The organism is Aquimarina sp. Aq78 (assembly GCF_900299525.1).
Lineage (GTDB): Bacteria > Bacteroidota > Bacteroidia > Flavobacteriales > Flavobacteriaceae > Aquimarina.
This window is the reverse complement of sequence record NZ_OMKA01000019.1, coordinates 18,916-43,006: the sequence shown is the minus strand read 5'-3', so window position 1 is coordinate 43,006 and position 24,091 is coordinate 18,916. Positions and strand designations below refer to the sequence as shown.

The 24,091-nt window shown below is 31.4% G+C and carries 23 protein-coding genes; 11 read left to right on the top strand and 12 right to left on the bottom strand.

All coding sequences use genetic code 11. The features are described 5' to 3' along the window. Positions 1–415: 415 nt before the first annotated feature. A complete protein-coding gene (locus DG435_RS11710; RefSeq protein ID WP_159025744.1) occupies positions 416–1,465 on the bottom strand; it encodes an RICIN domain-containing protein in 1,050 nt (349 codons plus the stop codon). A gap of 89 nt (positions 1,466–1,554) precedes the next feature. On the opposite strand from DG435_RS11710, the gene DG435_RS11705 reads away from it, so the two are divergent. The 4 genes from DG435_RS11705 (at position 1,555) to DG435_RS11690 (ending at position 5,116) form a co-directional block, all read left to right on the top strand. Then, the gene (locus tag DG435_RS11705) at positions 1,555–1,737 is read left to right on the top strand and encodes a hypothetical protein (protein WP_106794487.1); all 183 of its coding nucleotides are present in this window, start codon (positions 1,555–1,557) and stop codon (positions 1,735–1,737) included. 212 nt (positions 1,738–1,949) lie between these two features. After that, positions 1,950–3,677, top strand: a complete 1,728-nt coding sequence (locus DG435_RS11700; RefSeq protein WP_106794488.1) for a hypothetical protein — start codon at positions 1,950–1,952, stop codon at positions 3,675–3,677. A 57-nt stretch (positions 3,678–3,734) separates the two neighbouring features. Continuing rightward, a complete protein-coding gene (locus DG435_RS11695; protein WP_106794489.1) occupies positions 3,735–4,433 on the top strand; it encodes a hypothetical protein in 699 nt (232 codons plus the stop codon). A 383-nt stretch (positions 4,434–4,816) separates the two neighbouring features. Beyond that, the gene (locus DG435_RS11690) at positions 4,817–5,116 is read left to right on the top strand and encodes a hypothetical protein (RefSeq protein ID WP_106794490.1); all 300 of its coding nucleotides are present in this window, start codon (positions 4,817–4,819) and stop codon (positions 5,114–5,116) included. A 701-nt stretch (positions 5,117–5,817) separates the two neighbouring features. Here the strand turns inward: DG435_RS11690 and DG435_RS11685 are convergent. From DG435_RS11685 to DG435_RS11675, 3 genes are all read right to left on the bottom strand, one after another. Further along, positions 5,818–6,519, bottom strand: coding sequence for a hypothetical protein (locus DG435_RS11685; protein WP_106794491.1), 702 nt, complete (start codon positions 6,517–6,519; stop codon positions 5,818–5,820). Positions 6,520–6,833: 314 nt separating this feature from the next. Continuing rightward, on the bottom strand, positions 6,834–7,451 hold the full coding sequence (locus DG435_RS11680) for a LysE family translocator (protein WP_106794492.1): 618 nt from the start codon (positions 7,449–7,451) through the stop codon (positions 6,834–6,836). A 12-nt stretch (positions 7,452–7,463) separates the two neighbouring features. Continuing rightward, on the bottom strand, positions 7,464–8,495 hold the full coding sequence (locus DG435_RS11675) for a quinone-dependent dihydroorotate dehydrogenase (protein WP_106794493.1): 1,032 nt from the start codon (positions 8,493–8,495) through the stop codon (positions 7,464–7,466). A gap of 92 nt (positions 8,496–8,587) precedes the next feature. Between DG435_RS11675 and pepT the strand changes: the two genes are divergently transcribed. After that, positions 8,588–9,823, top strand: coding sequence for a peptidase T (pepT, locus tag DG435_RS11670; protein ID WP_106794494.1), 1,236 nt, complete (start codon positions 8,588–8,590; stop codon positions 9,821–9,823). 159 nt (positions 9,824–9,982) lie between these two features. Here the strand turns inward: pepT and yajC are convergent, their stop codons facing one another. From yajC to DG435_RS11650, 4 genes are all read right to left on the bottom strand, one after another. Next, a complete protein-coding gene (yajC, locus tag DG435_RS11665) occupies positions 9,983–10,273 on the bottom strand; it encodes a preprotein translocase subunit YajC (protein ID WP_024768811.1) in 291 nt (96 codons plus the stop codon). 3 nt (positions 10,274–10,276) lie between these two features. Beyond that, the gene (locus DG435_RS11660) at positions 10,277–10,756 is read right to left on the bottom strand and encodes a DUF1573 domain-containing protein (protein WP_106794495.1); all 480 of its coding nucleotides are present in this window, start codon (positions 10,754–10,756) and stop codon (positions 10,277–10,279) included. A 52-nt stretch (positions 10,757–10,808) separates the two neighbouring features. Beyond that, on the bottom strand, positions 10,809–11,753 hold the full coding sequence (gene nusB, locus DG435_RS11655) for a transcription antitermination factor NusB (protein WP_199852726.1): 945 nt from the start codon (positions 11,751–11,753) through the stop codon (positions 10,809–10,811). A gap of 270 nt (positions 11,754–12,023) precedes the next feature. Further along, positions 12,024–13,121 (bottom strand): Glu/Leu/Phe/Val dehydrogenase, encoded by a 1,098-nt coding sequence (locus DG435_RS11650; protein ID WP_106794496.1) that lies wholly within the window; start codon positions 13,119–13,121, stop codon positions 12,024–12,026. Between the two features lie 140 nt (positions 13,122–13,261). On the opposite strand from DG435_RS11650, the gene DG435_RS11645 reads away from it, so the two are divergent. The 5 genes from DG435_RS11645 (at position 13,262) to DG435_RS11625 (ending at position 19,456) form a co-directional block, all read left to right on the top strand. After that, complete coding sequence (locus DG435_RS11645; RefSeq protein WP_106794497.1) at positions 13,262–15,019, top strand: ABC transporter ATP-binding protein; 1,758 nt, start codon at positions 13,262–13,264, stop codon at positions 15,017–15,019. A gap of 78 nt (positions 15,020–15,097) precedes the next feature. After that, positions 15,098–15,490: a PUR family DNA/RNA-binding protein gene (locus DG435_RS11640; protein ID WP_106794498.1), complete on the top strand. Its 393-nt coding sequence runs from the start codon at positions 15,098–15,100 to the stop codon at positions 15,488–15,490. 106 nt (positions 15,491–15,596) lie between these two features. Beyond that, positions 15,597–18,110, top strand: a complete 2,514-nt coding sequence (locus DG435_RS11635) for a M14 family zinc carboxypeptidase (RefSeq protein ID WP_106794499.1) — start codon at positions 15,597–15,599, stop codon at positions 18,108–18,110. 220 nt (positions 18,111–18,330) lie between these two features. Next, positions 18,331–18,888 carry a thioredoxin family protein gene (locus DG435_RS11630; protein WP_106794500.1) on the top strand — a complete coding sequence of 186 codons (558 nt, stop codon included), beginning with the start codon at positions 18,331–18,333 and terminating at the stop codon, positions 18,886–18,888. A 43-nt stretch (positions 18,889–18,931) separates the two neighbouring features. Further along, complete coding sequence (locus DG435_RS11625; RefSeq protein ID WP_106794501.1) at positions 18,932–19,456, top strand: N-acetyltransferase; 525 nt, start codon at positions 18,932–18,934, stop codon at positions 19,454–19,456. A 1-nt stretch (position 19,457) separates the two neighbouring features. Here DG435_RS11625 and DG435_RS11620 read toward each other — a convergent pair whose 3' ends face one another. The 3 genes from DG435_RS11620 to DG435_RS11610 form a co-directional block, all read right to left on the bottom strand. Then, positions 19,458–19,973 (bottom strand): YfiT family bacillithiol transferase, encoded by a 516-nt coding sequence (locus DG435_RS11620; RefSeq protein WP_106794502.1) that lies wholly within the window; start codon positions 19,971–19,973, stop codon positions 19,458–19,460. Between the two features lie 10 nt (positions 19,974–19,983). Continuing rightward, positions 19,984–20,781 carry a hypothetical protein gene (locus tag DG435_RS11615; RefSeq protein ID WP_106794503.1) on the bottom strand — a complete coding sequence of 266 codons (798 nt, stop codon included), beginning with the start codon at positions 20,779–20,781 and terminating at the stop codon, positions 19,984–19,986. Positions 20,782–21,102: 321 nt separating this feature from the next. Further along, on the bottom strand, positions 21,103–22,035 hold the full coding sequence (locus DG435_RS11610) for a peptidylprolyl isomerase (RefSeq protein ID WP_106794504.1): 933 nt from the start codon (positions 22,033–22,035) through the stop codon (positions 21,103–21,105). 920 nt (positions 22,036–22,955) lie between these two features. On the opposite strand from DG435_RS11610, the gene DG435_RS11605 reads away from it, so the two are divergent. Beyond that, positions 22,956–23,318, top strand: a complete 363-nt coding sequence (locus DG435_RS11605; protein ID WP_159025745.1) for a LytTR family DNA-binding domain-containing protein — start codon at positions 22,956–22,958, stop codon at positions 23,316–23,318. Positions 23,319–23,531: 213 nt separating this feature from the next. Here the strand turns inward: DG435_RS11605 and DG435_RS11600 are convergent, their stop codons facing one another. Then, on the bottom strand, positions 23,532–23,711 hold the full coding sequence (locus DG435_RS11600) for a class I lanthipeptide (RefSeq protein WP_024768825.1): 180 nt from the start codon (positions 23,709–23,711) through the stop codon (positions 23,532–23,534). Positions 23,712–24,091: the final 380 nt, after the last annotated feature.

Genomic DNA, 24,091 nt, shown 5'->3' with positions numbered 1-24,091 from the left:
ACGATGAAAAATCCTATTATTGGTTTACAATAATAGGATTAAAATATAGATGTAAATCTATTTTAGGATTAAGTATAAATATGTAAACTTTTTTTAGGACGAGACAATCTTTGACGCCACTAGCGAGACGCTAGCGGGAGCGGGGAAAAATTGTCCTGAAAATATTATTCGTCGTAAAAAATTAAATGTCCTTAATGAATCAAGAAAAAATTATGTGCTAATTAGAAATTAATTTTTCTTTAAACCTAAACATCCGTACATTACCCATAAATAATGTTCTTCATAAAGTTATCTAGTGGGATTGGCCTGTATCATTTTTTGATCGTTCAGGTTATATTCGAGTTATACCATATAGTTATGGATAGTCAATTCTTCTGAGAAGAAGCTTTATATAACATTTTATAAATATAAGATCTTATTGAATTTTAAGGGTGTCACAATCTACAAAAGACCATCTATCAATTTTCATTCCTTCGGAAGTAGTAGCTAAAACATTTATTTTAATTCCATTTATTGAATTTAAGTAGGAATCAAAATCGTGTATATTTTCAAGCTTAAAATTTTCTCCAAATTCAATCATTTTCCATTTCTGATTATTAGCATTCGGAACATATATGTCTTTATTTCCTAAGTCTTTCCATAATTGCACTTTATTTGTTGTACCCGCTGCTGCTTCCAATACCATATTAAAATGAATGTTTCTTAGCTTTACAGTCCCATCTTCATAGTGTAAAATTTGCCACTTCTGATTATTAGCATTTGGAACATATTTATTACTGTTTCCTAAATTATTCCAAAGCTGTACTTTTCCTTTTGTGACTACGGATGCTTCTAATACTTTTTCAAATTTCAAATTTTTTAATTTACATACCTTACCATATTTATGATTCACTAAATTTATAATTAATTTTTTATCTGTCTTTATCGAATTAATTCTACTATCACAACGGCAATCACGATCATCACTTATATCATCTGATCCCGTATCTGCAATAAAGCTAAAATAAAAACCTTTATTCTCTCTAACATAAGTTTTTCCATCGTTGCAACTCCAAAAAACTTCACTTCCAGATTTACCAGTGAAACCATCAACGCTAATAGATTCATATAAGGAATAATTTTCTTCTCCAGATAGTTTGAAGTCTTTAATGTATTTACCTTCTGGAGCTTCATAAATATCTTTCTCCCAAATTGCTTTTATTTTGGTTTCGTTTTTACTTTCACTATTTCTTTCGTCCATGTTTAAGACTACAATTGATTTAATAGTCTTATTGTCGTTTGATAATGAAAAAACAACCGAAATTTTATGGTTTACTGGTCCAGAAAATTCTCTATCACCACTTATTAAGTGACCATCTCTTGTATTTGGACAGAATTGTCCGAAGTCACTAATTTCTATTTTTACTTGACCTGAAATACAAAAACTAAATAAAAAACTTAACACTGTTAAAACTAAAACTCTCATAATAATATATAATTTAATGATTAAAAGACTTATACTATTTATTATAACTCTAGGGTTGAACAAGTTAAAATTACAAAACAAATCATAATATGAATCCATTTTTAGCAGTAGGAATTTTAGGGGTTTTATTAACCATATCTGGTCTTATTATTTATGATTTGAATGGAGGAACGTCTGAGAATAATAATAACAAATTACAGGGATATTCAACCTTGACCATTATGATTGGTTTAGCTGCTTTGTCATTTGGGCTATTAAAATATATCGGATAATTTTGAATACTAACAAAGTTTAAATAAACGATCAAATCCAGACAAAGCGTATTGCAAAAAGAACAGGAAAACAGAAATGAAAAAGCTAAGGGAGATTAAATAAAAATTTCTATCTTAGAACCAACGTAAAAAATGAATTACCCCATATCTGAAGATTTCTTCGGGTATGGGGTGTTTTATTTAAACAAATTATAATATAAAATCTTGGAGTTATGAATTTCAAAAATCCATGGATTAATTTACTTGTAATCCTCGTTTCGATTTGTTTCATTAGTTGCACTTCAAATGAGATAAAGACAAAGGAAGGGATTTTTCGACACATAGAAATTACTGATAAGGGGCCGATTGGTATTATTAAATTGAACAATACATTAGGTAAGTCTTTTAACAAAATAAAAAAGGTTGGAAGATTTGAATACTTAGTTATAGAACATAATGAAAGAAATAAGGTAATATCATCAGAATTATATAAGGTTTCTGCTAATGGTATTATTTCAAGTATCGAATATCGAAATGATACAGGGTTTAATTATTGTACTTCAACCTTTGAAGAATTAGAGACCCAGCAGATTATCTTTAAGTCTTTAAATTGGGGTGAGAATGAAATTGCTCCTTGCCACTCTGTATTAATTAAATTTGAAGGTAGTTTGTGGAAAGAGAGCACTTGTTTGGATAGAAAAAAGAATAAACGAATAGATAATGAGGGTGTTTCGTCTTATAGGTATACATATGATGATAATAGATTGGAGAAAAGCGAATCTTACTGGGATATAAATGGAAATCCAATTAATAATGCTTTGGGGTATCATCGTGAAGAATACAAAAGAAATAAAAATGGATGCATTATTGCTACCCATTATTTTGATAATAAAGGTAACCCTTGTCTCTCGAATAAAGGATATCATAAAAGTGTTACAACTGTAGATGAAAATTGTAATGTGATTTCTAATGAGTACTATTCAATTGATGAAGCAAGATTGCCAGATGAGTTTGGGGTGCATAAATATGAATATCAAATTGTAAGTGGATTAACTATGAAAGAAGAACGATTTGATAGAGAATTAAAACCAACTAAAAAAAGTTCTGATGGAGTTCATTTGATTAGAAACCAATACGATGAGAATGGTAATTTAATTTCAGTATCATATTTCGGCAGTTCTGATAGAGCAATTAATAATACAGCAGGGTATCATGCTATTAGGTATACTTATAAAGATGGCAAATTTTTAGAAACCAAATTATTCCTAGATAATAACAAGCTCCCCACCATTGATAAATATGGTATTCATAAATATTTTTATGTTAGAAATAAAAATAAATGGATAATCTACGAAGCCTATTTCGATACGAAGGGTAAACCTATTAAGGATAATATAAATCAAGTATATATGATTAAGTATAATTACGATTCGTTTGGAAGAATGATTGCTAAATCATATTGGGAAAGTGATGAAATAAAAATGAACCGATGGAGTGGAATTCATCGTTATGAATATCTTTATAATGATGAGGGAATGGAGTTAGAACAACTTTCTTTTGATAAATGGGGTGGGCTAACCAAAGAGACTTATGGAGCTTCTGAAAAAAGAAGTAAATATAATTCATTGGGTCAATTGATTGATGTTTCATATTGGCATAAAGATAAACCAGTACTAGCTATAGGTTTATGTGTAGAAGGATACCATAAAAGGAAGTTTTTTTATTCAGATGATGGGTTAATAAAAGAAATATTATTTTTTGATAAAAATGGGCGCCCAACAGATATAAACATTTGCAATATTGACGTTCAGGCTCATAAAGTAGAGTTTATCTATAATGGGAATATTGTGACGGAGCAGAGGTTTTATAAAAAAAGAAGTAAGGTACCATTAAAAGTTATAAAATGTTTAGAAAATGAATGTTTAAGTACATACGGAAATAGTGTTATGAATTTAAATTGATACAAATAAGCATATAGAAATGATGCTATCATTAGTCTATTTTAATAAACACTTCAAATGAAATATTCAATCAAAAGAAAAGGAATCTTAAAATTAATTACAAGTAAAAATAAGTATGTTTGTACTGATGATAAAGGTTCCGAGATATGTTTTATTCAGCAGACAGGCAAAATAACTACCAAATTTGGATTTGATGTATTCTCAAATATTGGTAAACAAATCTATTGGGTATCAGAAAACGATGATTCTAAAGCTATTACAGATTCTAATTGGAGTTTTGATATATTAGGAGAAAATCAAGAATTCATAGGGTCTATTTTCCGATTGTATAAGAATAAATATGTCTCCCTGTTATCTAGTAGTAAGGGATTACTAAAAATAATCCAAGATTTTTCTGTTTCTGGATTAATTGGTGGTGTACAAAACACTTTAACAGGGAGTATTGCAGATATGATTCATGGAGATACTCTTGGATGGTATTTTGAAGCAGATATGAGTAAAAAAACAGAAATTTTAATACTTCCTAAAAAGAAAAGTTTTGGAACTAAATTAAAGAATCTAATGGTTTCCAATTCAGGATTGGAATATTTTTTAATTATTAATTCCTCAAATGTTTCAACGATTAAAGGAATTCTTAATCCGGTTAAATCAAAACTAGCATTTGAGGTTCCTGATGATTATAAATGGACAGTAAAAACTAATCTAGTACTTGTATTTATTACAGTAATGTTAGCTATTGAGAGTAGACAATCCTAAAAGTATATGTGCAAATCGATTACTGTTGCTGGATTTATTGAATTAATCTTGTCAAATATCGGAAAGATGATAAGTTTTTTACTCTCATGGAAAGAAATAAAAAGTTCAATAAAACGATGAATTGTAATAAGTAAATGGCCATATTAGAAAAAATAACTTTTGTCCTCATATTCACTATTTTTATATATTTCTGGAATAAGTATGTAGTAACAAAGTTGATTCAGAGTGTTGTAAAAAAAAATCCAAATAATAAATGGTTATCAAGGAATCAAGAGACAATTATTAAGATATATCAAGGCTTCTTTTGGTCATCACTTTTATTGTTAATCATTAGCATGTTATTTAGTAATTAATCTTAGGCTTCTTAAAAATTTAAATAATCGATGGAAAACTATATTCAATACGCTGGAGGATATCAAAAAGATAATATCGATTTATCTGATATTAAAAAGGCCATAAAAGATGTTCAACAAGCAGATGATGAGCACGGTGCTTTTTGGGTTTCTGTAATAATAGAAAATGAAAATGTAATTGAAACCAATAAAGATTTAAGTCTTTCAATTATTCTGGATGAAGAACAAATGAAGTTTCAAGCTGCCAACTGGACAGAAGTTGAGGAGCTTTTCATATTATTATTGGATGAAAAATTCATCGATATAAAAAATAAAATAAAAGTTCAATAAAACGATGAACAACATACAAATGAATAAAGCTAATAAACGTAATGAAAGTTTTATTAGATCAGGCGAAATTTGCGATCATCAACATAGTAAATTAAAGGAGTATTATACTAAGCTTAACTAAACGACATTTAACCTATGAAATCTAGTAAGGTTTTGTCGTGTATTTAGAATTTTTACTTATACGATACTCTTCATATCTTAGAAAAAAAGTGTTTAAACAATTTATATATCGACCATCGGTATGCTAATTACTCTACTCGCACAGGTGTACCTCGTCCTCACATTACTTTTATTGGGCATTGACACAGTAAATGTTCTCCTCACAAATTTATAACTCATCCCTGTATTACTTTTATCGATCATCGGCACTTTATATGTTTTCATCACATCATTGTGGTTTTCCTCGCACTAGTTATATCGACCATCGGTATATTGGCTGCTTCCCCTGCAGAGGTAAAACAAACCCGCGCAACATGATCAGGCTCCCCAATTGCGCGAAAACCTTAACCTTGTGCGCGGGCTTATACCATTTGTATTTTGAATTTACTGGCAAAGAAAATTAAGATTTTTTTGTTTCAGTAAAGAAGAAAAATCAAGCATAGCAGGGCTACGGTTTAGTTGCAATTCTGAAACTGAGATGAAAAAAGAACATTTTATTCCAGTAGGTTTAAAGTACAAATGGTATTAGTTATAGCTCCCGATTATCGGCGTTTGTATTGGCTAATATACCCCTTATACCGCTCTGGGTCTTTTCTAAAAGCATATTTACCCGTATCCCGAACCTCATCAATAGCTTCCTTAAGATAGGTATAGGCTCTGTCTCTTATTTCTTTGGCTTTAGAATTATCTAAGGTAGTCCCATTTGCTTTGGCCAGTAATTCGGCAAGAGTATCAGATCTCTGTGCAGCCAGTTCTAAGTTTCGAAGATCATATTTAATTTTTTCTAACTCTGGTGCATTGACTTTACCCAATACACTAATATCCATTAAATCCTGGATCATATCGGCATCACCTTCACCATCTGCAATAGCGCGTACACGAGCTATAAGGTCTGGTCGCTTACGAAAGGCAAAACGCAAATCGGCCAACAGGTCATTTCTAAACTCGTATGCCTTGGGAGATTCTTTTCTCCAGGTTTTGGCTGCTTCTTCCTGGCTATAACGCTCTTTCATCCAAATGGCCTGGGCATATCTACATGCCCCGGTTCGGGTAGGTAAATCTTCTGCATACGTCTGCCAATCTAATCCTTTGGCAAGTAAGGTTTCTTTATCCTCCTCTGCCCATACAAATAGGTTTTCGGCTTCTTGCATAAATACATCAACAGGAATTGTTGGTGACTTTACCGCTTCTTGTGGTAACGTTTCTAACAGCACCAACTTAGTGTCATAATTTTCTTTAGACATTGTATAACATGTTTTGAAATCTATTACTTGTTTTAAAAAAAATTGCAATACATCGTAGTTAATAAATAATTATTATACAATGATACAGCACCCTAGTTTCATTTTTCGGAACTGGAAAAAATAGTAGTAACCTGAGTTCGACGTAAGAAAATCATGTCAATTCGAGTGATAAATGGTATAATAGAACGTTTTTTCTATCAGTTCAAAAAATTGGTAACACCTGATCGTTATACGTATACAGCATCAGAAGAAGACAAAGCGTAATACGAATTAAGTATTTTTTATAACGAATTAATTCAAATATCTTATTTCCTTTAAAGAAGAATAAAGATACCTATCCCTATAAAGACAATAATCTGAAGCCATTTTAGAACAACCCCTATTCTTGAATTCTTTTTTAAATACTCTGCAATAGATCCTGCCAGAACTGCTACCAAACCAAAAATAATAAACGAAACCACAATAAAAAGAAATCCGAGTATATAAAACTGTAGTACGTTACTTATTGTATTACTAAATAAAAACCCCGGGAAAAATGCTAAAAAGAATATAGATACCTTAGGATTTAACACATTCATTACAAATCCTTGTTTAAATAATTCTCCAAGGCTTTTCTTCGGCATACTATTTTCTGATAGACTTACTGACGCTTCACTTCTAAACACTTTGTATGCCAGAAAAAACAAATACAACGCTCCGAATAGTTTGATGATAAAAAAGAGCATTTCACTCTGTTTAATAATTGCAGATACACCAAAAGCAACCAATGTAGTATGTATTATACACCCAGACATTAGACCCGCTACCACGGCTAGCCCATACTTTTTGCCATTTACCACACTTTGCATTAATACAAATATATTATCGGGCCCTGGTGAGAGTGCCAATGCAGATGTAGCTAAAACAAAAGTGTAGAGAATTTCGTAGTTCATATGCTAAAAGACCTAGTTACTAAGTAACGCTTTATTAATATCCTTGATTAATTTAGGTCCTTCATATATAAAGCCAGTATATATTTGTACCAGACTTGCTCCAGCTTCTAATTTTTCTATAGCATCGGTAGCGCTATGTATTCCTCCTACTCCAATAATCGGAAACGCTTTGTTACTTTTTTCTGATAAATACTTAATCACTTTTGTACTTTTATTTTTTATAGGTTGACCACTCAATCCGCCATTACCTATAGTTTCTAATCTATTTTTAGAAGTCTTTAGTCCTTCTCTAGACACAGAAGTATTACTAGCGATAACGCCATCTAAATTAGTTTCGGCTACCAACTCTATGATTTCGTCCAATTGATTTGTGTTTAAATCCGGTGCAATCTTCAATACAATAGGTTTTTGTTTATCGAACGTTTTATTCTCTTGTTGTACTGCTACTATTAATTCGTTTAAATATTCTTTATCATTTAGCTTGGCATGACTTCCTACATTTGGGCAACTCACATTCAGAACAAAATAATCTACATATGGATGTAATATTCGAAAACACTCTAGATAGTCTTTGGTATAATGCTCTGGTAATGTATCTGTATTCTTTCCTATATTTCCTCCTATAATAAGTTTGCCTTTATTTTTTCGAAGCTGACTTACAACTGCTTCAAGCCCCTTATTATTAAATCCCATTCTATTGATAATCCCATGATCTTCTTTAAGTCTGAACAACCTTTTTCTAGGATTACCTACCTGACCTTTGGGAGTCACCGTTCCTATTTCGATAAACCCAAATCCAAAATTAGCTAATTCATTATATAAAACTGCATTCTTATCAAATCCAGCAGCCAGTCCCACAGGGTTATTAAATTTTAATCCAAAAACTTCTCGTTCTAATTTTGGGTCATTTACCTTATATAAATTTCTGAAAATTGATGGTACTAAAGGAATTTTTGAAAAAACCCGAATCATTCTAAAAGTAAAATGATGTACATTTTCTGGGTCAAACAAGAATAATAGAGGGCGTAGTAAGAATTTATACATTAAATATAATTTTGCTTATGCAAAAATAAGTTATCCAAGGTTCTAATAAAAGTGTATTTTTGAATTCTTCAGATATTAAAATAGTAGCAGTGATGATTTCAAAACAACATATCATAAATAGGTTTATAAGTTATGTAACTATTGATACCGAAAGTGACCCCGAAAGTAATACAACTCCCAGTACCGAAAAGCAGTGGGATCTTGCTAATAAACTAGTCGAAGATTTAAAAGATATTGGCTTAGAAGACGTAAATATAGATGAGCATGCATATATCATGGCTACATTACCTTCTAATATTGATCAGAAAGTACCCATTATTGGTTTTATATCACATTTTGACACTAGCCCTGATTTTACAGGCGCAAATGTAAATCCACAGATTGTAGAAAATTATGATGGTAAAGATATCACGCTAAACGCATCAGAAAATATTATACTCTCTCCAGATTATTTTGAAGATTTAATACAGTATAAAGGTCAGACACTTATTACTACAGATGGCACAACACTGTTGGGAGCTGATGATAAGGCGGGGATTACAGAAATAATAACCGCAATGGAATATCTTATACAACATCCTGAGATTAAGCATGGAAAAATTCGCATAGGATTTACTCCCGATGAAGAGATTGGTCGTGGTGCTCATAAGTTTGATGTTTCAAAATTTGGTGCAGATTGGGCCTATACCATGGATGGTAGCCAAATTGGAGAGCTTGAATATGAGAATTTTAATGCCGCTGGTGCTGTGGTAACAATAAAGGGAAAAATCGTACATCCTGGTTATGCAAAAGGAAAAATGATTAATAGTATGTACATCGCACAGGATTTTATCAATTCATTACCTAGAATGGAGACTCCTGAGCATACAAGTGGTCGAGAAGGTTTTTTTCATTTACACAATATAAAAGGTAATGTTGAAGAAACCCAATTACAGTATATCATCAGAGATCATGATAAAGAGCATTTTGAAGCCAGAAAAAAAGTAATGATAAGTCTGGCAAATGAGATTAACACTCAATATGCCAAAGAAGTTGTACATATAGAAATTAAAGATCAGTATTTTAATATGCGAGAAAAAGTAGAGCCTGTAATGCATATTGTAGACATTGCAGAAGAGGCTATGAAATCTCTTGATATTACTCCTATTATAAAACCTATACGAGGAGGAACCGATGGATCGCAATTAAGCTTTATGGGATTGCCGTGTCCAAACATTTTTGCGGGAGGACATAATTTTCATGGGCGATACGAATATGTTCCTGCAGAGAGTATGATTAAAGCTGTAGAGGTAATCGTTAAAATTGCCGAGTTAACAGCAAAGAAGTAAATTAAAAATTTACCAGGTTAAAAATTGCTGGTAATATTGTTTTCCTATGTATTTGTCTTTAATTATTATAGAAAAACTAATAACAAATACATATATAAAACAAAAAAGCGCGGTAAAATTAAATTAATTTCATCGCGCTTTTAACAAGTAGGCTAGTTATTACTTCTTATCTGCCGGTTGATTTAATTTCTGACTCATCTCCAACGAAATTGCAGACTTATCATAAGTTAATTTACCCGATCCTGTTTCAATAATAATAGCATTATTTTTTTCACTGAAGTCAAAAACTTTTCCATGAAGGCCGCTTTTTGTTACTACACGATCTCCTTTTTTTAGGTCTTCAGCAAATTTTTTCTCCTTTTTTGCTTTTTGCATTTGTGGTCGTATCATAAAAAAATACATTACGACAAATATTAGTATAAAAGGAAGAAATGATTGTATTTGATCCATAAATTATTCGCTTACTGGTGTTCCACTTACGGGTTTAGCCTTTGGAGTTACCATAGCTTTAATCTTAAGAATTTCTTTTCCTGTCTCAGTATTAGCAGTTATAGTAACTTGCTTAGTTTGCTGATTTGGTTTTCCGTTAGAGTTAAACTTAACTAACATCTCTCCTGTAGCTCCTGGAGCAATTGGATCCTTTGGCCATTCTGGCACAGTACATCCACAACTACCTTTTGCACTTACGATTACCAAAGGTGCTTTACCTGTATTGGTAAATGCAAACTTATGCTCTACAACATCTCCTTCATTGATAGTTCCAAAATCGTGTTCAGTTTTAGTAAAAGTCATCACAGGATAATCTGCATTCTTTGCGTCACGATCTGCTGCTATTTCTACATTTTCTTCTTTAACTTTTTCTGCGGCATTGTCTTTACAAGACATAACTGTCATAGCAAAAACTCCGGCTAAAATTAAGATTCCTTTTTTCATTACTTGGGTTTTTTAATTATTTGAGCGTTAAAAATACTATTTTTTCTAAATATTACATTAATCCACGACCTACTTTGTTTAATTTCCCGTTTTCTTGGTACTCTTTAGAAATTTTATCTAAAATTCCATTGATAAAAATACTACTTTTAGGTGTACTATATTCTTTTGCTATTTCTAAATATTCGTTAATTGTTACTTTTACCGGTATTGAAGGGAACTTTACAAACTCGCAAATAGCCATTTTTATGATAGCTTTATCCAACTCAGCAATACGATCTTGATCCCAATTAGGTGTTTTACCGTCAATTTCTTTTGTAAACTCTACACTATTAAGTGTTGTTTTTCTAAAAATATCAGTTGCAAATTTCTTATCGTCTATATCTTTATATAGCTTTGGTAGTGTCATTTGCTCATCATGAGACGGCTTAACTTTTCTAAGCATTTTGATAATAGAAGTATTTACCAGTGGTAGATCATCAACCCAAGTCAACTTTTTATCTTCAATATATTCATATAGCTTATCATTGGGAGCTATAATCTCTTTAAAAACATCGAGTATAAAATCTTTATCTTCTCTAAAAGAGCTAAGCTTAGTACTCATATAATCTGCATACAGCTCACTTTCTTTAATCTCTTTCCATAATATAGCCACATACTCATCATCCAATTCCCAGCAATTCAGTTTTTTCTTCTCAATTTCTGTTTTGAGTTGAATATTTTTTTCTAACAATAACAGAGCTTCGTTATTGATAAATTTGGTGTTGGGATTTTTTTCTTCTGAAGTAGCAAGGTATTTTTTTTGGCTTTTTGCCAAAAAATCTTCTGCATGTTTTCTAATTTCTACCAGAAGCTGAAGATTTATAATAAATAATTCATACATCTGATCAATACTAAAAAGAAGAAATTTCTCTTCTTTTCCTAGGTTGTCACTTTGCGTCTGCTCCATCGAATAGAGAGACTGCATTACTTTTACTCTAATATGTCTTCTGGTTAACATAGAAAATTACAAAGAACTTTATATTAAAAAAGGGCAAAAGTATATTTTAACTTTTGCCCTGCAAAAATACTATTATTTTTAATCGTACCTACCTTAAAGTTTGTTTTTTTATAAGGTAATTGAATTTTAAAAATTTATCGGTTTTTCCTTGGTTCTATAACAATTAAGAACCAGTTTTTTACTTATCAAGGATAGTAACAAACAATTATGGTGATCAAAAATTCATTTTTCTTGTGTTACAAAACCGTTTTTATTTTTTTAAAGATATGCTTACTTTTCTTTTTTTCTAGCTGCAATTCTATCTTCTGCTATACTAATCGCTGCTGTATTTGTAGTTACGTTGGTTGCTTTTGCTTTATTTAAAATATCTAAAGTAGTATCGTAAATATTCTCGGTTTTTGCTATTATTTGATCTCTACCATACCCTTCGATCTCTGCATATACATTTATAATACCTCCTGCATTAATCAGGAAATCGGGAGCATACACAATTCCTTTCTTTTGTAATAACGGGCCATGAATATTTTCATTAGCTAATTGATTATTTGCCGCTCCGGCAATCACTTTTACATTTAGCTTATTAATTGTTTTATCATTAACAGTTGCACCAAGAGCGCAAGGAGCATAAATATCTGCTGTTTCTGCATATAGATCATCTCCTCTATAAATATCAACACCATACTTAGCACTTACTGCTTCGAGTCTTTCCTGGTTGATATCGCTAATTATTACTTTAGCTCCTTCTTCAGAGGTTAAACGTACCAGTTCTTCTCCTACATGTCCGATTCCCTGAACCAAAATTCGTTTTCCTTCCAACCCATCATTTCCGTAGGCAAATTTACTAGCCGCTTTCATTCCCATATACACACCATAAGCTGTAACGGGAGAAGGATTTCCTGCCCCTCCTTTTGATTCGGATATTCCTGTTACGTAAGGAGTAACTTCTCTTACGGTATCCATATCAGAGGTTTCCATACCAACATCTTCTGCAGTATAGTACTTACCGCCCAGAGTATGTACAAATTTTCCAAAGCGTTTCATTAGCTCTGGTGTTTTTATTTTTTTCGGATCTCCGATGATTACAGCTTTTCCTCCTCCAAGGTTCAAACCTGTAATTGCAGCTTTATAGGTCATTCCTCGTGATAACCTCAATACATCATTAAGCGCATCCCACTCTGTTGCATAGTCATACATTCTAGTCCCTCCTAAAGCAGGTCCTAAAATTGTGTTATGTACACCAATTATTGCCTTCAATCCTGTATCTTTGTCCTGACAAAAAACAACTTGTTCGTGATTATCAAAAGATAGTTGACCAAATACTGGAGCCTCTTTTTTAAGTTGATTTGCAGTAAACACTTCGGTTATCATGTTATAAAATTTTTTAATATTACAATTATATTATACTCAAAATAAGGGTGCTAAAATAGCATATTTTTATCAATTTGAAATTTAACACTGTTAAACTTTACGGATTTATTAATAAATCCGTTTTTAAATATTAATCTTTTATGCGCGCATTACGCCATTTGAACAAATACTTTTTAAAATACAAATACCGACTTATCATCGGGTTGGTGATTACCATAATCGCAAGAGTTTTTGCTACAATAGTCCCTACATTAGTTGGCGACTCTGTAGATGTTGTAGAACAATATATCAATAATGAAATTACTGATATCGCCGAAGTAAAAAGCGGGCTTATTATAAATATTCTTCTTATTGTAGGAGCATTACTTATTTCGGCATTATTCACGTTTTTAATGCGTCAAACTTTTATAGTAGTTTCTCGATTTATTGAGTTTGATCTTAAAAATGAGGTATTTCAACATTATGAAAAACTTTCTCTCAATTTTTATAAGAAAAACAGAACAGGTGATCTTATGAATCGTATTAGTGAAGATGTATCCAGGGTTAGAATGTATGTTGGTCCTGCGATTATGTATAGCGTAAACACTATTACTTTATTTGTTGTGGTTATAGGATACATGATTAGTATTGCTCCCGAGCTTACTTTATATACCGTTACTCCTTTACCTATACTATCTGTATCTATTTATAAATTAAGTGTTGCTATTCATAAACGTAGTACTGTAGTACAAGAGTTTTTATCTAAACTAACCACTTTTACTCAAGAATCCTTTAGTGGTATCTCTGTAATTAAAGCATACAGTCTGGAATCTCCTACTCAGAAAAATTTCACCGAATTATCTGATAAGAGTAAGGATAAAAATCTTGACCTGGCAAAAGTACAGGCTCTATTTTTTCCTCTAATGGTTTTACTTATTGGTTTTAGTAATATTTTGGTTATTTATATTGGTGGAAAGCAATTTATCGATGGCACCATACAAGATCTCGGTGTTATTGTAGAATTTATCATTTTTGTCAATATGCTTACCTGGCCTGTAGCCACTGTTGGATGGGTTAGCTCTATCGTTCAGCAAGCAGAAGCCTCTCAAGTAAGAATAAACGAATTCCTTAGTCAAGAACCAGAGATCACTAATACAGTAACTCAAAAAACACCAATTACAGGAAATATTAATTTTGACAATGTTTCTTTTACCTATGATGACACTAATATCACTGCTCTAAAGAACATAAGTTTTGAAGTCAAAAATGGAGAAACAATTGGCATTATAGGAAAAACAGGTTCTGGAAAATCAACAATATTAGACCTCATAGGCAGGCTTTATGATGTTTCATCGGGAGAAATACGAATGGATGGAGTTCCTCTAAAAAACCTCAACTTAATCAACTTAAGAGAGAGTATTGGTTATGTTCCACAGGATGCATTTTTATTTAGTGATAGTATACAGAATAACATAAAATTTGGTAATGAGAAGGCTACCGATGATCAAGTATATGAAGCTGCCAAAAATGCGGTAGTCCATAAAAACATAATAGGTTTTAGTAAAGGGTATGATACTGTTTTAGGGGAGCGGGGAATCACATTATCCGGAGGTCAAAAGCAACGTGTTTCTATTGCAAGAGCAATACTTAAAAACCCGTCTGTACTCCTTTTTGATGATTGCTTATCTGCTGTAGATACAGAAACAGAAGAGGAAATTCTTAACAATCTTCATAAGATTTCTAAGAATAAGACAACTTTTATAGTAAGTCATAGGGTGTCAACTGCAAAAAATGCAAATAAAATTATTGTCTTAGAAGATGGTAAAATAATCCAGCAAGGCTCTCATAATCAACTAATAAGCGCCGATGGATATTATAAAGATCTTTATTTAAAACAACTTAGTGAAAAAGAAATTTGAGTTTTTTTTGTGAGGTTAACAATTTTTTTGGATTTTTGAAACCATCATAACATATTAATTAATTAATAAATACGGATTATGAGTGATAATGAAATGATGGATAAAGAAGAAATTTTCTCAAAAGTTTTACGAGCAGGAAGAAGAACATACTTCTTTGACGTAAGAGCTACAAAAGCAGGAGATTATTATCTAACAATAACGGAAAGTAAAAAGTTCACCAATGATGATGGATCTTTTCACTATAAGAAACATAAGATTTATCTTTACAAAGAAGATTTTGTTGGTTTTACAGAAATCTTAAATGAAATGACTCACTTCATTGTCGATGAAAAAGGAGAAGAAGTAATAAGTGAACGACACCAGAAAGATTTTCAGAAATCATATGAAAAAGATGGAGTTGATAATAAAGTTACAGAAGAAGTTACTGCATCTACAGAAAGCTTTACAGACGTAAGTTTTGACGACATCTAGATATAATATATAAGACTTTAAGTTAAAGTTATGTAAACCGCTTCATTCACTGAAGCGGTTTTTTTTATATTCACCCATCAAAAATAATTACCAAAAAATAAAACGTATGAAATATATCTTTACTGTTTTTTTTGCACTATTAAACTTTGTCTCTTTCTCTCAAGATAATTTATCATTAGAGTATTATCTTCCAAAAAATGTTACTTACAATCCTGAGATTCCTACTCCGCAAAGCGTACTTGGTTATGTCCCTGGGAAATGGCATGTAACCCATGATAAGCTTGTTAGCTATATGAAAGTTCTTGCCAAAGCATCATCCAGAATAACAATTGAAGATAGAGGAAAAACTTTTGAAGATCGCCCTATACTATTATTAACGATAACCTCAGAAAAAAACCACCAGAACCTTCAGGAAATACAAAAAAAACATGTAGAACTTACCCAAAATGGTTCTACTGTATTAAATATAGAAAACTTACCCGCAATTGTATATCAAGGATTTTCTATTCACGGTAACGAACCTAGTGGTGCCAATGCATCGTTAGTAGCAGCATACTATCTGGCTGCTGCACAGGGAAAAGAAATAGATGATCTTTTAGACAACGTTGTTATTTTACTTGATCCTTCATTTAATCCTGATGGTTTACAACGTTTTGCTTATTGGGCAAATACAAATAAAAGCAAAAACATTAGTACAGATCCTCAAGATCGTGAATACAGTGAAGTATGGCCAGGAGGTAGAACAAATCATTATTGGTTTGATATGAATCGCGATTGGTTACCGGTACAATTACCAGAATCCAGAGCTCGCATCAATACTTTTCATAAGTGGTATCCAAATATTCTTACCGATCATCATGAAATGGGATCTAATAGCACTTTCTTTTTTCAACCTGGAATTCAATCACGAACACATCCTTTAACTCCAAAATTAAATCAGGAACTCACTAAAAAGATTGGTAATTATCATGCTAAAGCATTAGATAATATTGGTTCGCTATATTATACCGAAGAGAATTTTGACGACTTTTATTATGGTAAAGGATCTACTTTCCCTGACATTAATGGGAGTATTGGTATTTTATTTGAGCAAGGTAGTTCTCGGGGTCATGCCCAGCAGACTGATAATGGGCTACTTACTTTTCCTTTTACCATAAGAAATCAATTTACCGCAGCGCTCTCTACATTAGAAGCCGCAAAATCTATGCGTAAAGAGTTATTAGAGTATAAGCGCACTTTTTACAACAACGCAAGAAAGGAATTGACTAAGAATGCATATGTTTTTGGAAACGAAAAAGATGCTGCTTCATCTTACCATCTTGCTGAAATTCTTAAAAGGCATCAAGTCAAATTATATGAACTTAAACAAGATGTAACCATTCAAGGTAATTTTTTCAAAAAAGAGTATAGCTATATTGTTCCTAAGAACCAGCGACAAAAAAGATTATTAAAAGCAATTTTTGAAAAAAGAACAACATTTCAAGATAGTCTCTTTTATGATGTTTCTGCATGGACATTTCCTTTGGCCTTTAATCTGGATTATTCTGAAAACGCAGCTATTTCTAATATAGGCAATGAAATATCAAACCTCACATATCGAAAGACCAAGCCAGTTGGTAAAAGTAATTATGCATACTTAATACAATGGCATGAGTACTACACCCCAAAAGCTTTATATCAGGTTCTAGCGAATGGATTACGGGCCAAAGTTGGGATGAAACCTTTTTCATTAGAAAATAACGATTATGACTATGGTACAATTTTAATTCCGGTTCAAAATCAAAAATTAAATAAAGAAGAGCTACATAAATTATTACAAAAAATAGCTACCGAGAATCACATTGATATTACTAGTGTTTCTACAGGTCTTACCAAGGGAATTGACCTTGGAAGTAATCAATTTCGTGCTTTAACACTTCCAAGAATAGGTTTGTTTACCGGTAATGGAATCACTCCTTATGACGCCGGAGAAATCTGGCATTTAATGGATCAACGTTATGATATTCCTATCACAAAATTAGAAACAAGCAATTTTGGTAGACTTACGTTATCAAAATATACACATATTGTATTACCAAATAGCTGGAGACAGTCTTTTGACAAAGAAAAAGCAGAAAAGTTAAAAACATGGGTTCGCAATGGCGGAACACTAATTGGCTATAGAAATGCTGCTCAATTTTTTAAGAATAATGAATTCATGAAAATCGAATTTACTACTCCAAAAAATGATGCAAAAAATATATCCTTTGAGCAAAAACAAGATTTTAATGGTGCACAAGTAATTGGCGGAGCAATTTTTGAAGCCGAAATAGATCGTTCTCATCCTATTAACTTTGGATATAAGAATGATAAGATTTCACTATTCAGAAATACAAAATTATTTATTAAACCAGATAAGCAGAGTTACAATAACCCAATTCGATATACCAAAAAACCATTGTTAAGTGGATATATTAGTAAAAAGAATTTGGATTCGCTATCTGGCACAGTTCCTTTTAAACATAATGATCTAGGAAAAGGAAATATAATCCTGTTTACCGATAACACCAATTTTAGAGCTTTTTGGTATGGAACCAATAAATTACTAATGAATGCTATTTTCTTTAGTGATGAAATGTAAAAAATATTAAGTGAACTACTTATCTTGATTTTTTTCATACTGTAACATATTCAAAAAAAGTATCATACGGATTAAAAACTTTGGATTTTGGCAAACAGAAAAAAATCAAGACGAGTTCTAGTCTTCAAAATTGTGAATCACTATTGTAACTAAGGTCTGTTTTTGTAGACTTATATAGTATAATATTGTAATTTGGAACCTTTCAAAAAAACAGAAAATCATGGCTCGTACTCCTTCTAATATGTTACCTCTTGGTACTATTGCACCCGATTTTACACTTGTAGACTCTATTACCAATAACGAGTATTCCCTAAACGATATAAAAGGTGAAAAAGGAACTGTGGTTATGTTTATCTGTAATCATTGCCCTTTTGTGATTCATGTTAACGAAGAAATAGTACGTATTGCTAATGACTATAGGGTTCAGGGATTTGGTTTTGTAGCTATAAGCAGTAATGATATTGAAAAATATCCTCAGGATGCTCCTAAAGAAATGTGGAAAACCGCTCGGAAAAATAATTATACATTTCCATATTTATTTGATGAAACTCAAGATGTTGCCAAAGTATATGATGCTGCCTGCACGCCTGATTTTTATCTATTTGATTCAGAATCAAAACTCATTTATCGAGGACAACTTGATGATTCCCGACCTGGAAACGGAATTCCTGTAAATGGTCGTGACCTGCGTCAAGCACTTGATGCAGTACTTCGTAATGCCAAAGTTTCTGAAGAACAAAAGCCTAGCATAGGTTGCAATATAAAATGGAAACAATAAATCCAATCTAGAAAAAATTGCTACACTATCGTAACTTTAAAATATGCAAGAAGTAGTTTTTAAGGAATGCTCTGCTAATGACATTAATGAGTTAATTAAAATAAGTCAACAATTCTACCCTGAGCACTATGCCCATATCTGGAAAAATAATGATCCTAGTTATTATATAAATCTAAGTTTTAATCAAAAAGCTTTTAAAGATGATTTGGAAACAGCCACCATTACTTATTTTTTGATTCAAAAAGCAAACAAATCTTTGGGCTTGTTAAAAATCAAAAAACACCAGGCTATTAAAGGTTTTAATGCGTCTATAGTACTACAACTAGAGAAAATATATCTTTTAAAAGCATCTACAGGCTTAGGAATTGGCAAAAAGAGAATTGAGTTCATTAAAAACCATGCAATTAATCTTGGTAAAAAAATAGTTTGGCTAGATGTAATGAGTACTAGTCCAGCACTAAGTTTTTATAAAAAAATGGGATTTAATACGGTTTCTTTTTATAATTTAGACTATCCCGGTCTAAAAGATGAACATAGAGAAATGCAAAGAATGGTATTATCTATTTAAATTAGAGTTGGGCTATAATTTGTAAATGTGCAAAGTGATGATTACCATGCCATGCATAGATACCTATATCTTCTCCTAGTGAAATTGTAATATCTCCTTCTGGGTGTATAAACTCTTTTTTAAGATCATGAGTAGATAAACCTTTTAAGAAATACACCCATTTAGCATGTAAAGCTTGTATCAAGTTTAAAGACAAATGAATTGGCGCTGATTTAGTATCAAATAATTCGGCCCATAATTGCTGATCATAAGCTTTTATCATAGGCCTATTTTCTGTTAATGCCCACTTAAACCGAATATATCCATTATGGTGACTATCGTGAATATGATGTATTACTTGTCTGGCGGTCCACCCACCAGCTCGATACTGTGTTTCTAATTGTTTTTCACTAAAAGTGGAAACTAGATTTGATAATTTCGCAGGTAATTCTTCTACATCAGATATCCATCTTTCGATATGATCCGAAGTTATGATTTTCGGACATTCAAATTTTCCTATAGGATACCTTAAATCCATAGTTTAAAAATCATTCTACTTTAGCATAAACAAACTCTTCTTTAGAAAAAAGATCCGTTAGTGTAAGCATATTATCATTTAGGTTATCGATTTTATATCTATAAATACGGTCATCCATAGGAAAAAAACAAACCAATACTCCTCCTTCTTCTATTCTGGTTTTCAAACGATTTGCAAATTTACCATTGTAAAAGTTAAATCGAATCGTCCCTTCAAAAATCAAATAATCATCTGTATTCTGAATAAAAAGCCATTTTCCTTGCAGTGCTTCATAAGTACCTCTATTATAGAACTTGTTATCCAACAGAGCCTTCATTTTATATGCATACTTGATAAATTCTTCTTCGGGCTCCATACCATCCATAGGTTGGCCAATTTCCTTTTTTTCTAATTCTTCATCATTCTTAAAATAATGCTTTGACTCATATTTGGTAAAAGCATTAGAATAATCCATAATTCGTTGACCACTTTCGTTCTTTGTTTCCAAATATGGTCGTTGTTTGTAGTTTACATGAATAAGTTGATCATTCCAAAAGTAAAATGTAGTTACAACATCTGCTGTTCTGGTACCTACTTTTCTAACAATTTTTTTGAGACGTTCATGCTCATAGTATCCATTAAGTTCTGCGCCATGATCAGCCATCTTATCAAGAAACTCTTCTGGGTCTAAGAAAAAAGTTTCAAATTCTATATAACCATCTATCATCTCTATTTGATCATTGATGTTTACTAGAATATCCGCTTTATCTTGACCGAGAGCAAGATGAATATTACACAGAATAAAAAAAGTAATAAGTCCTTGTTTCATATCTAGGGGGGTATGCAATTTGGGTTAAAATATAAATAAAAGAGGATTTAAACCTCCTAATATTCTTTTTTAACAAAATGATTTAAAAAAACCGCAATGTTAAAAATAATAAAAATTAATGTTAAAAAAAATACAATTCATTAAAAATAAAGCTTTTAATATAAAAATCTACTAAGGATATGATAATTTACATCTACCCTATTATCATATTATTATCAAATAATAAATATGGAGAGTCTATTTTTATATACTAGATAAAACAAGCAATAAAAAAGTCCCTAATAAAGGGACTTTTTAAATTTTGTATGTAATGAACTAAAATTATTTCACTTCTACCAACTCAACATCAAAAATAAGTGTTGCGTTAGGTGGAATAACTCCTCCTGCACCTCGATCTCCATATCCAAGGTATGGTGGAATCACAAATCTTGCTTTATCTCCTACTTGTAACAGCGCAATGCCTTCATCCCATCCAGGAATTACTTGTCCCACTCCTAATGGAAAGTCAATAGGCTGATTACGTTTATATGAAGAATCAAATACCGTGCCATCGGTCAAACTCCCTTTGTAATGCACAGAAACAGTTTTTCCTTTTTCTGCCTTTACTCCATCTCCATTTTGAATAATCTTATATCTCAAACCACTATCGGTTTTCTCAAATCCAGCAGCAAGTTCTTCTAATAGATCGTCAGTTTTTTTTCTGGCAGCAGCTTCTCTTTCTGCTTTAGCTCCATTAAAACTTCTAAAAGTTTCAACAGCATTAAAACCTTCGGCTTCTGTTCCTACTCTCTGGATCTCTATAGATTCGATTTCATCTCCTTGTTCTATAGTATTTACAACCTCTAACCCTTCTACTACTTTACCAAAAACAGTATGTTTCCCATCCAACCAGGATGTTTCTACATGAGTAATAAAAAACTGACTCCCGTTTGTTCCCGGACCAGCATTAGCCATAGATAATACTCCTGGACCATCATGTTTTAAATCTGAATGAATTTCATCATCAAATTGATATCCTGGTCCACCAGCTCCAGTTCCTTGAGGGTCTCCTCCCTGAATCATAAAATCTGCAATCACTCTATGGAATTTTAATCCATTGTAATATGGTTTTCCTTGAGGAATAGCTTGATTTTCTATCGATCCTTCTGCGAGGCCAACAAAATTACCAACAGTTCCTGGTGTTTTTTTATATTCTAGATTTACCAATATACTTCCTTTTGAAGTATTGAATTTTGCGTATAATCCTTCTTGCATAACAGCGTATTTTTAGCTTTTTAATTTTAAGTTGCAAAGATAAGTAATTGTTAATGGTTTTAATTTAAAAACAAAACAAAGAAATATTTTTTTTACATCTCAAAACAGACCCTTAAGACATGTAACTAAATAATTAACAAATAATTAAGAGTAACACTAACCCCAAAAAAGACATAAACAAACAGACATAAAACTTGAATGTCTATAAACAATCAAGAAAATATAAATTCTTAAAACTAAAACCATGTTAAAAAACATTTTAAATTTAAACGGGGTACAGGCAATGAGCAAAAACATACAAAGCAAAATTCAAGGAGGTTCGGGGCGTCACCGCTGCTTTTGGGATACAGACGCTATCTGCTGCGGGCCTGCCAATTGGCAATGTGGAATAGGTCCACACAGTGGTGGATATTGGGTTGGGGGTATTTGTAATTGCGCCTAAACTATTGATTAAATCATAAAACAAACTTATCAAAGAATGAGACTGTCTATAGTTTTTATATAGGCAGTCTTTTTATTTAAGTTTAAACAAATTGCAAACACAGGAAATTGTAGGTGGTTTATTATAATATTTTGTGTTCTTAAAAAGCAAATGCATTAAGTTTTAGAAAAACTAATGAATTAGTACGGTTCTAACAATATTCTTAGCTTAAATTTAAATGAATATTTATAATCATAATCTCCAATCATCCTGAATAACATCAATATTTTTGAACACAACGACACATTTAATAAGAATATAACATAAAAACAAGGTAACATTTTACATTATTACTACATTATATAGTAAACACATTTACTAACCATATCTGTATCCCCTATATCTATTAAAAAAAACCAAAAACGGAATATCAAGTTAATAACACGCTCTAAGTCTAAGAACAATTCGAAGTAACAAATCAATAAAAAAACCTTTTCTTTTGACGCAAAACCATATTTTTTTAAAAGAAAGTTCCAGCACCTCCAAAATACTAGTTCATATTGGGAATGAGCATATTGCAGTGGATATAAATGACATTATTAAATGTGAGGCAGATGGCAACTATAGTCTTTTTACAGCATCCAATAAATCAACTTATTTAGTTTCGAAATCTTTAAAATATTATGAAGGCTTATTATCTAAAAAAGGATTCTTTAGAGCAAATAGATCAACATTGATTAATATTAACCAAATTCACTCTATATACAAAAAAGAAGCTATCACTCTGAGTAATAAAGAAAGAATAGTTGTTTCTATACGTAATAAACCAAAGTTAATAGAATTAATAAAAAGTCTCTCATAAATTAATGTAGAATAATTTTTTCACATATATAGAGCTCTTTAAGTTATTTTCTAAAACACTTGATGTCGAAAACTTAAGCCAGAATCTTAATCAAGTAACTGAAAATAAAAAGACTGCCTAAATATTTTTAGACAGCCTCTTATCAAATGATTAATACCTTCTTACTTAATCACTTTCACTATTACAAAATAAAGTAACAGGATAGAGGTTTTATTATGCGCAAGGGTTAACAGACATACAACCTGCAGGAACTCCGGGAATACCTACACAATAAGAAAGTTCTAAAGTAGGAACAGTAGGACGAGAATCTCTACCTCCAATTATTTTTGAACTATTCAATTTAGAGATCGTTTTTTTGTTTAAATTTAAATTAGATAACTTCTTTTTTTTCATGATTAAAAATTTTAATTGTTATTAAATAAATAAGTATTCTTCATAAATATTTTCACTTGCTTTCTACTTATCAAAAATGGTATGGATCTATTTTAAGACATCAGACATACCACGAGCTAAACTGAGATTATAGCTCTGCGTACCTATGATTTTATCCAATACCCGACAGCTTTTTAATTCCGTTTTCCTCTTTTATTGATAAGTACGGCAGGTATTTCAATAATTTCAACAAGAAATCCATATAGAGAGATTTTATTTTTTTTGTATTTTTTAACTGTTTCTCTAATTTATTTATACTATTCAAAATTTAGTATATAGTTAAAAAAAAGTTAATCTCTCAATGCTTTAATTTCTCAGATACAATAGATGATTTAATTTAT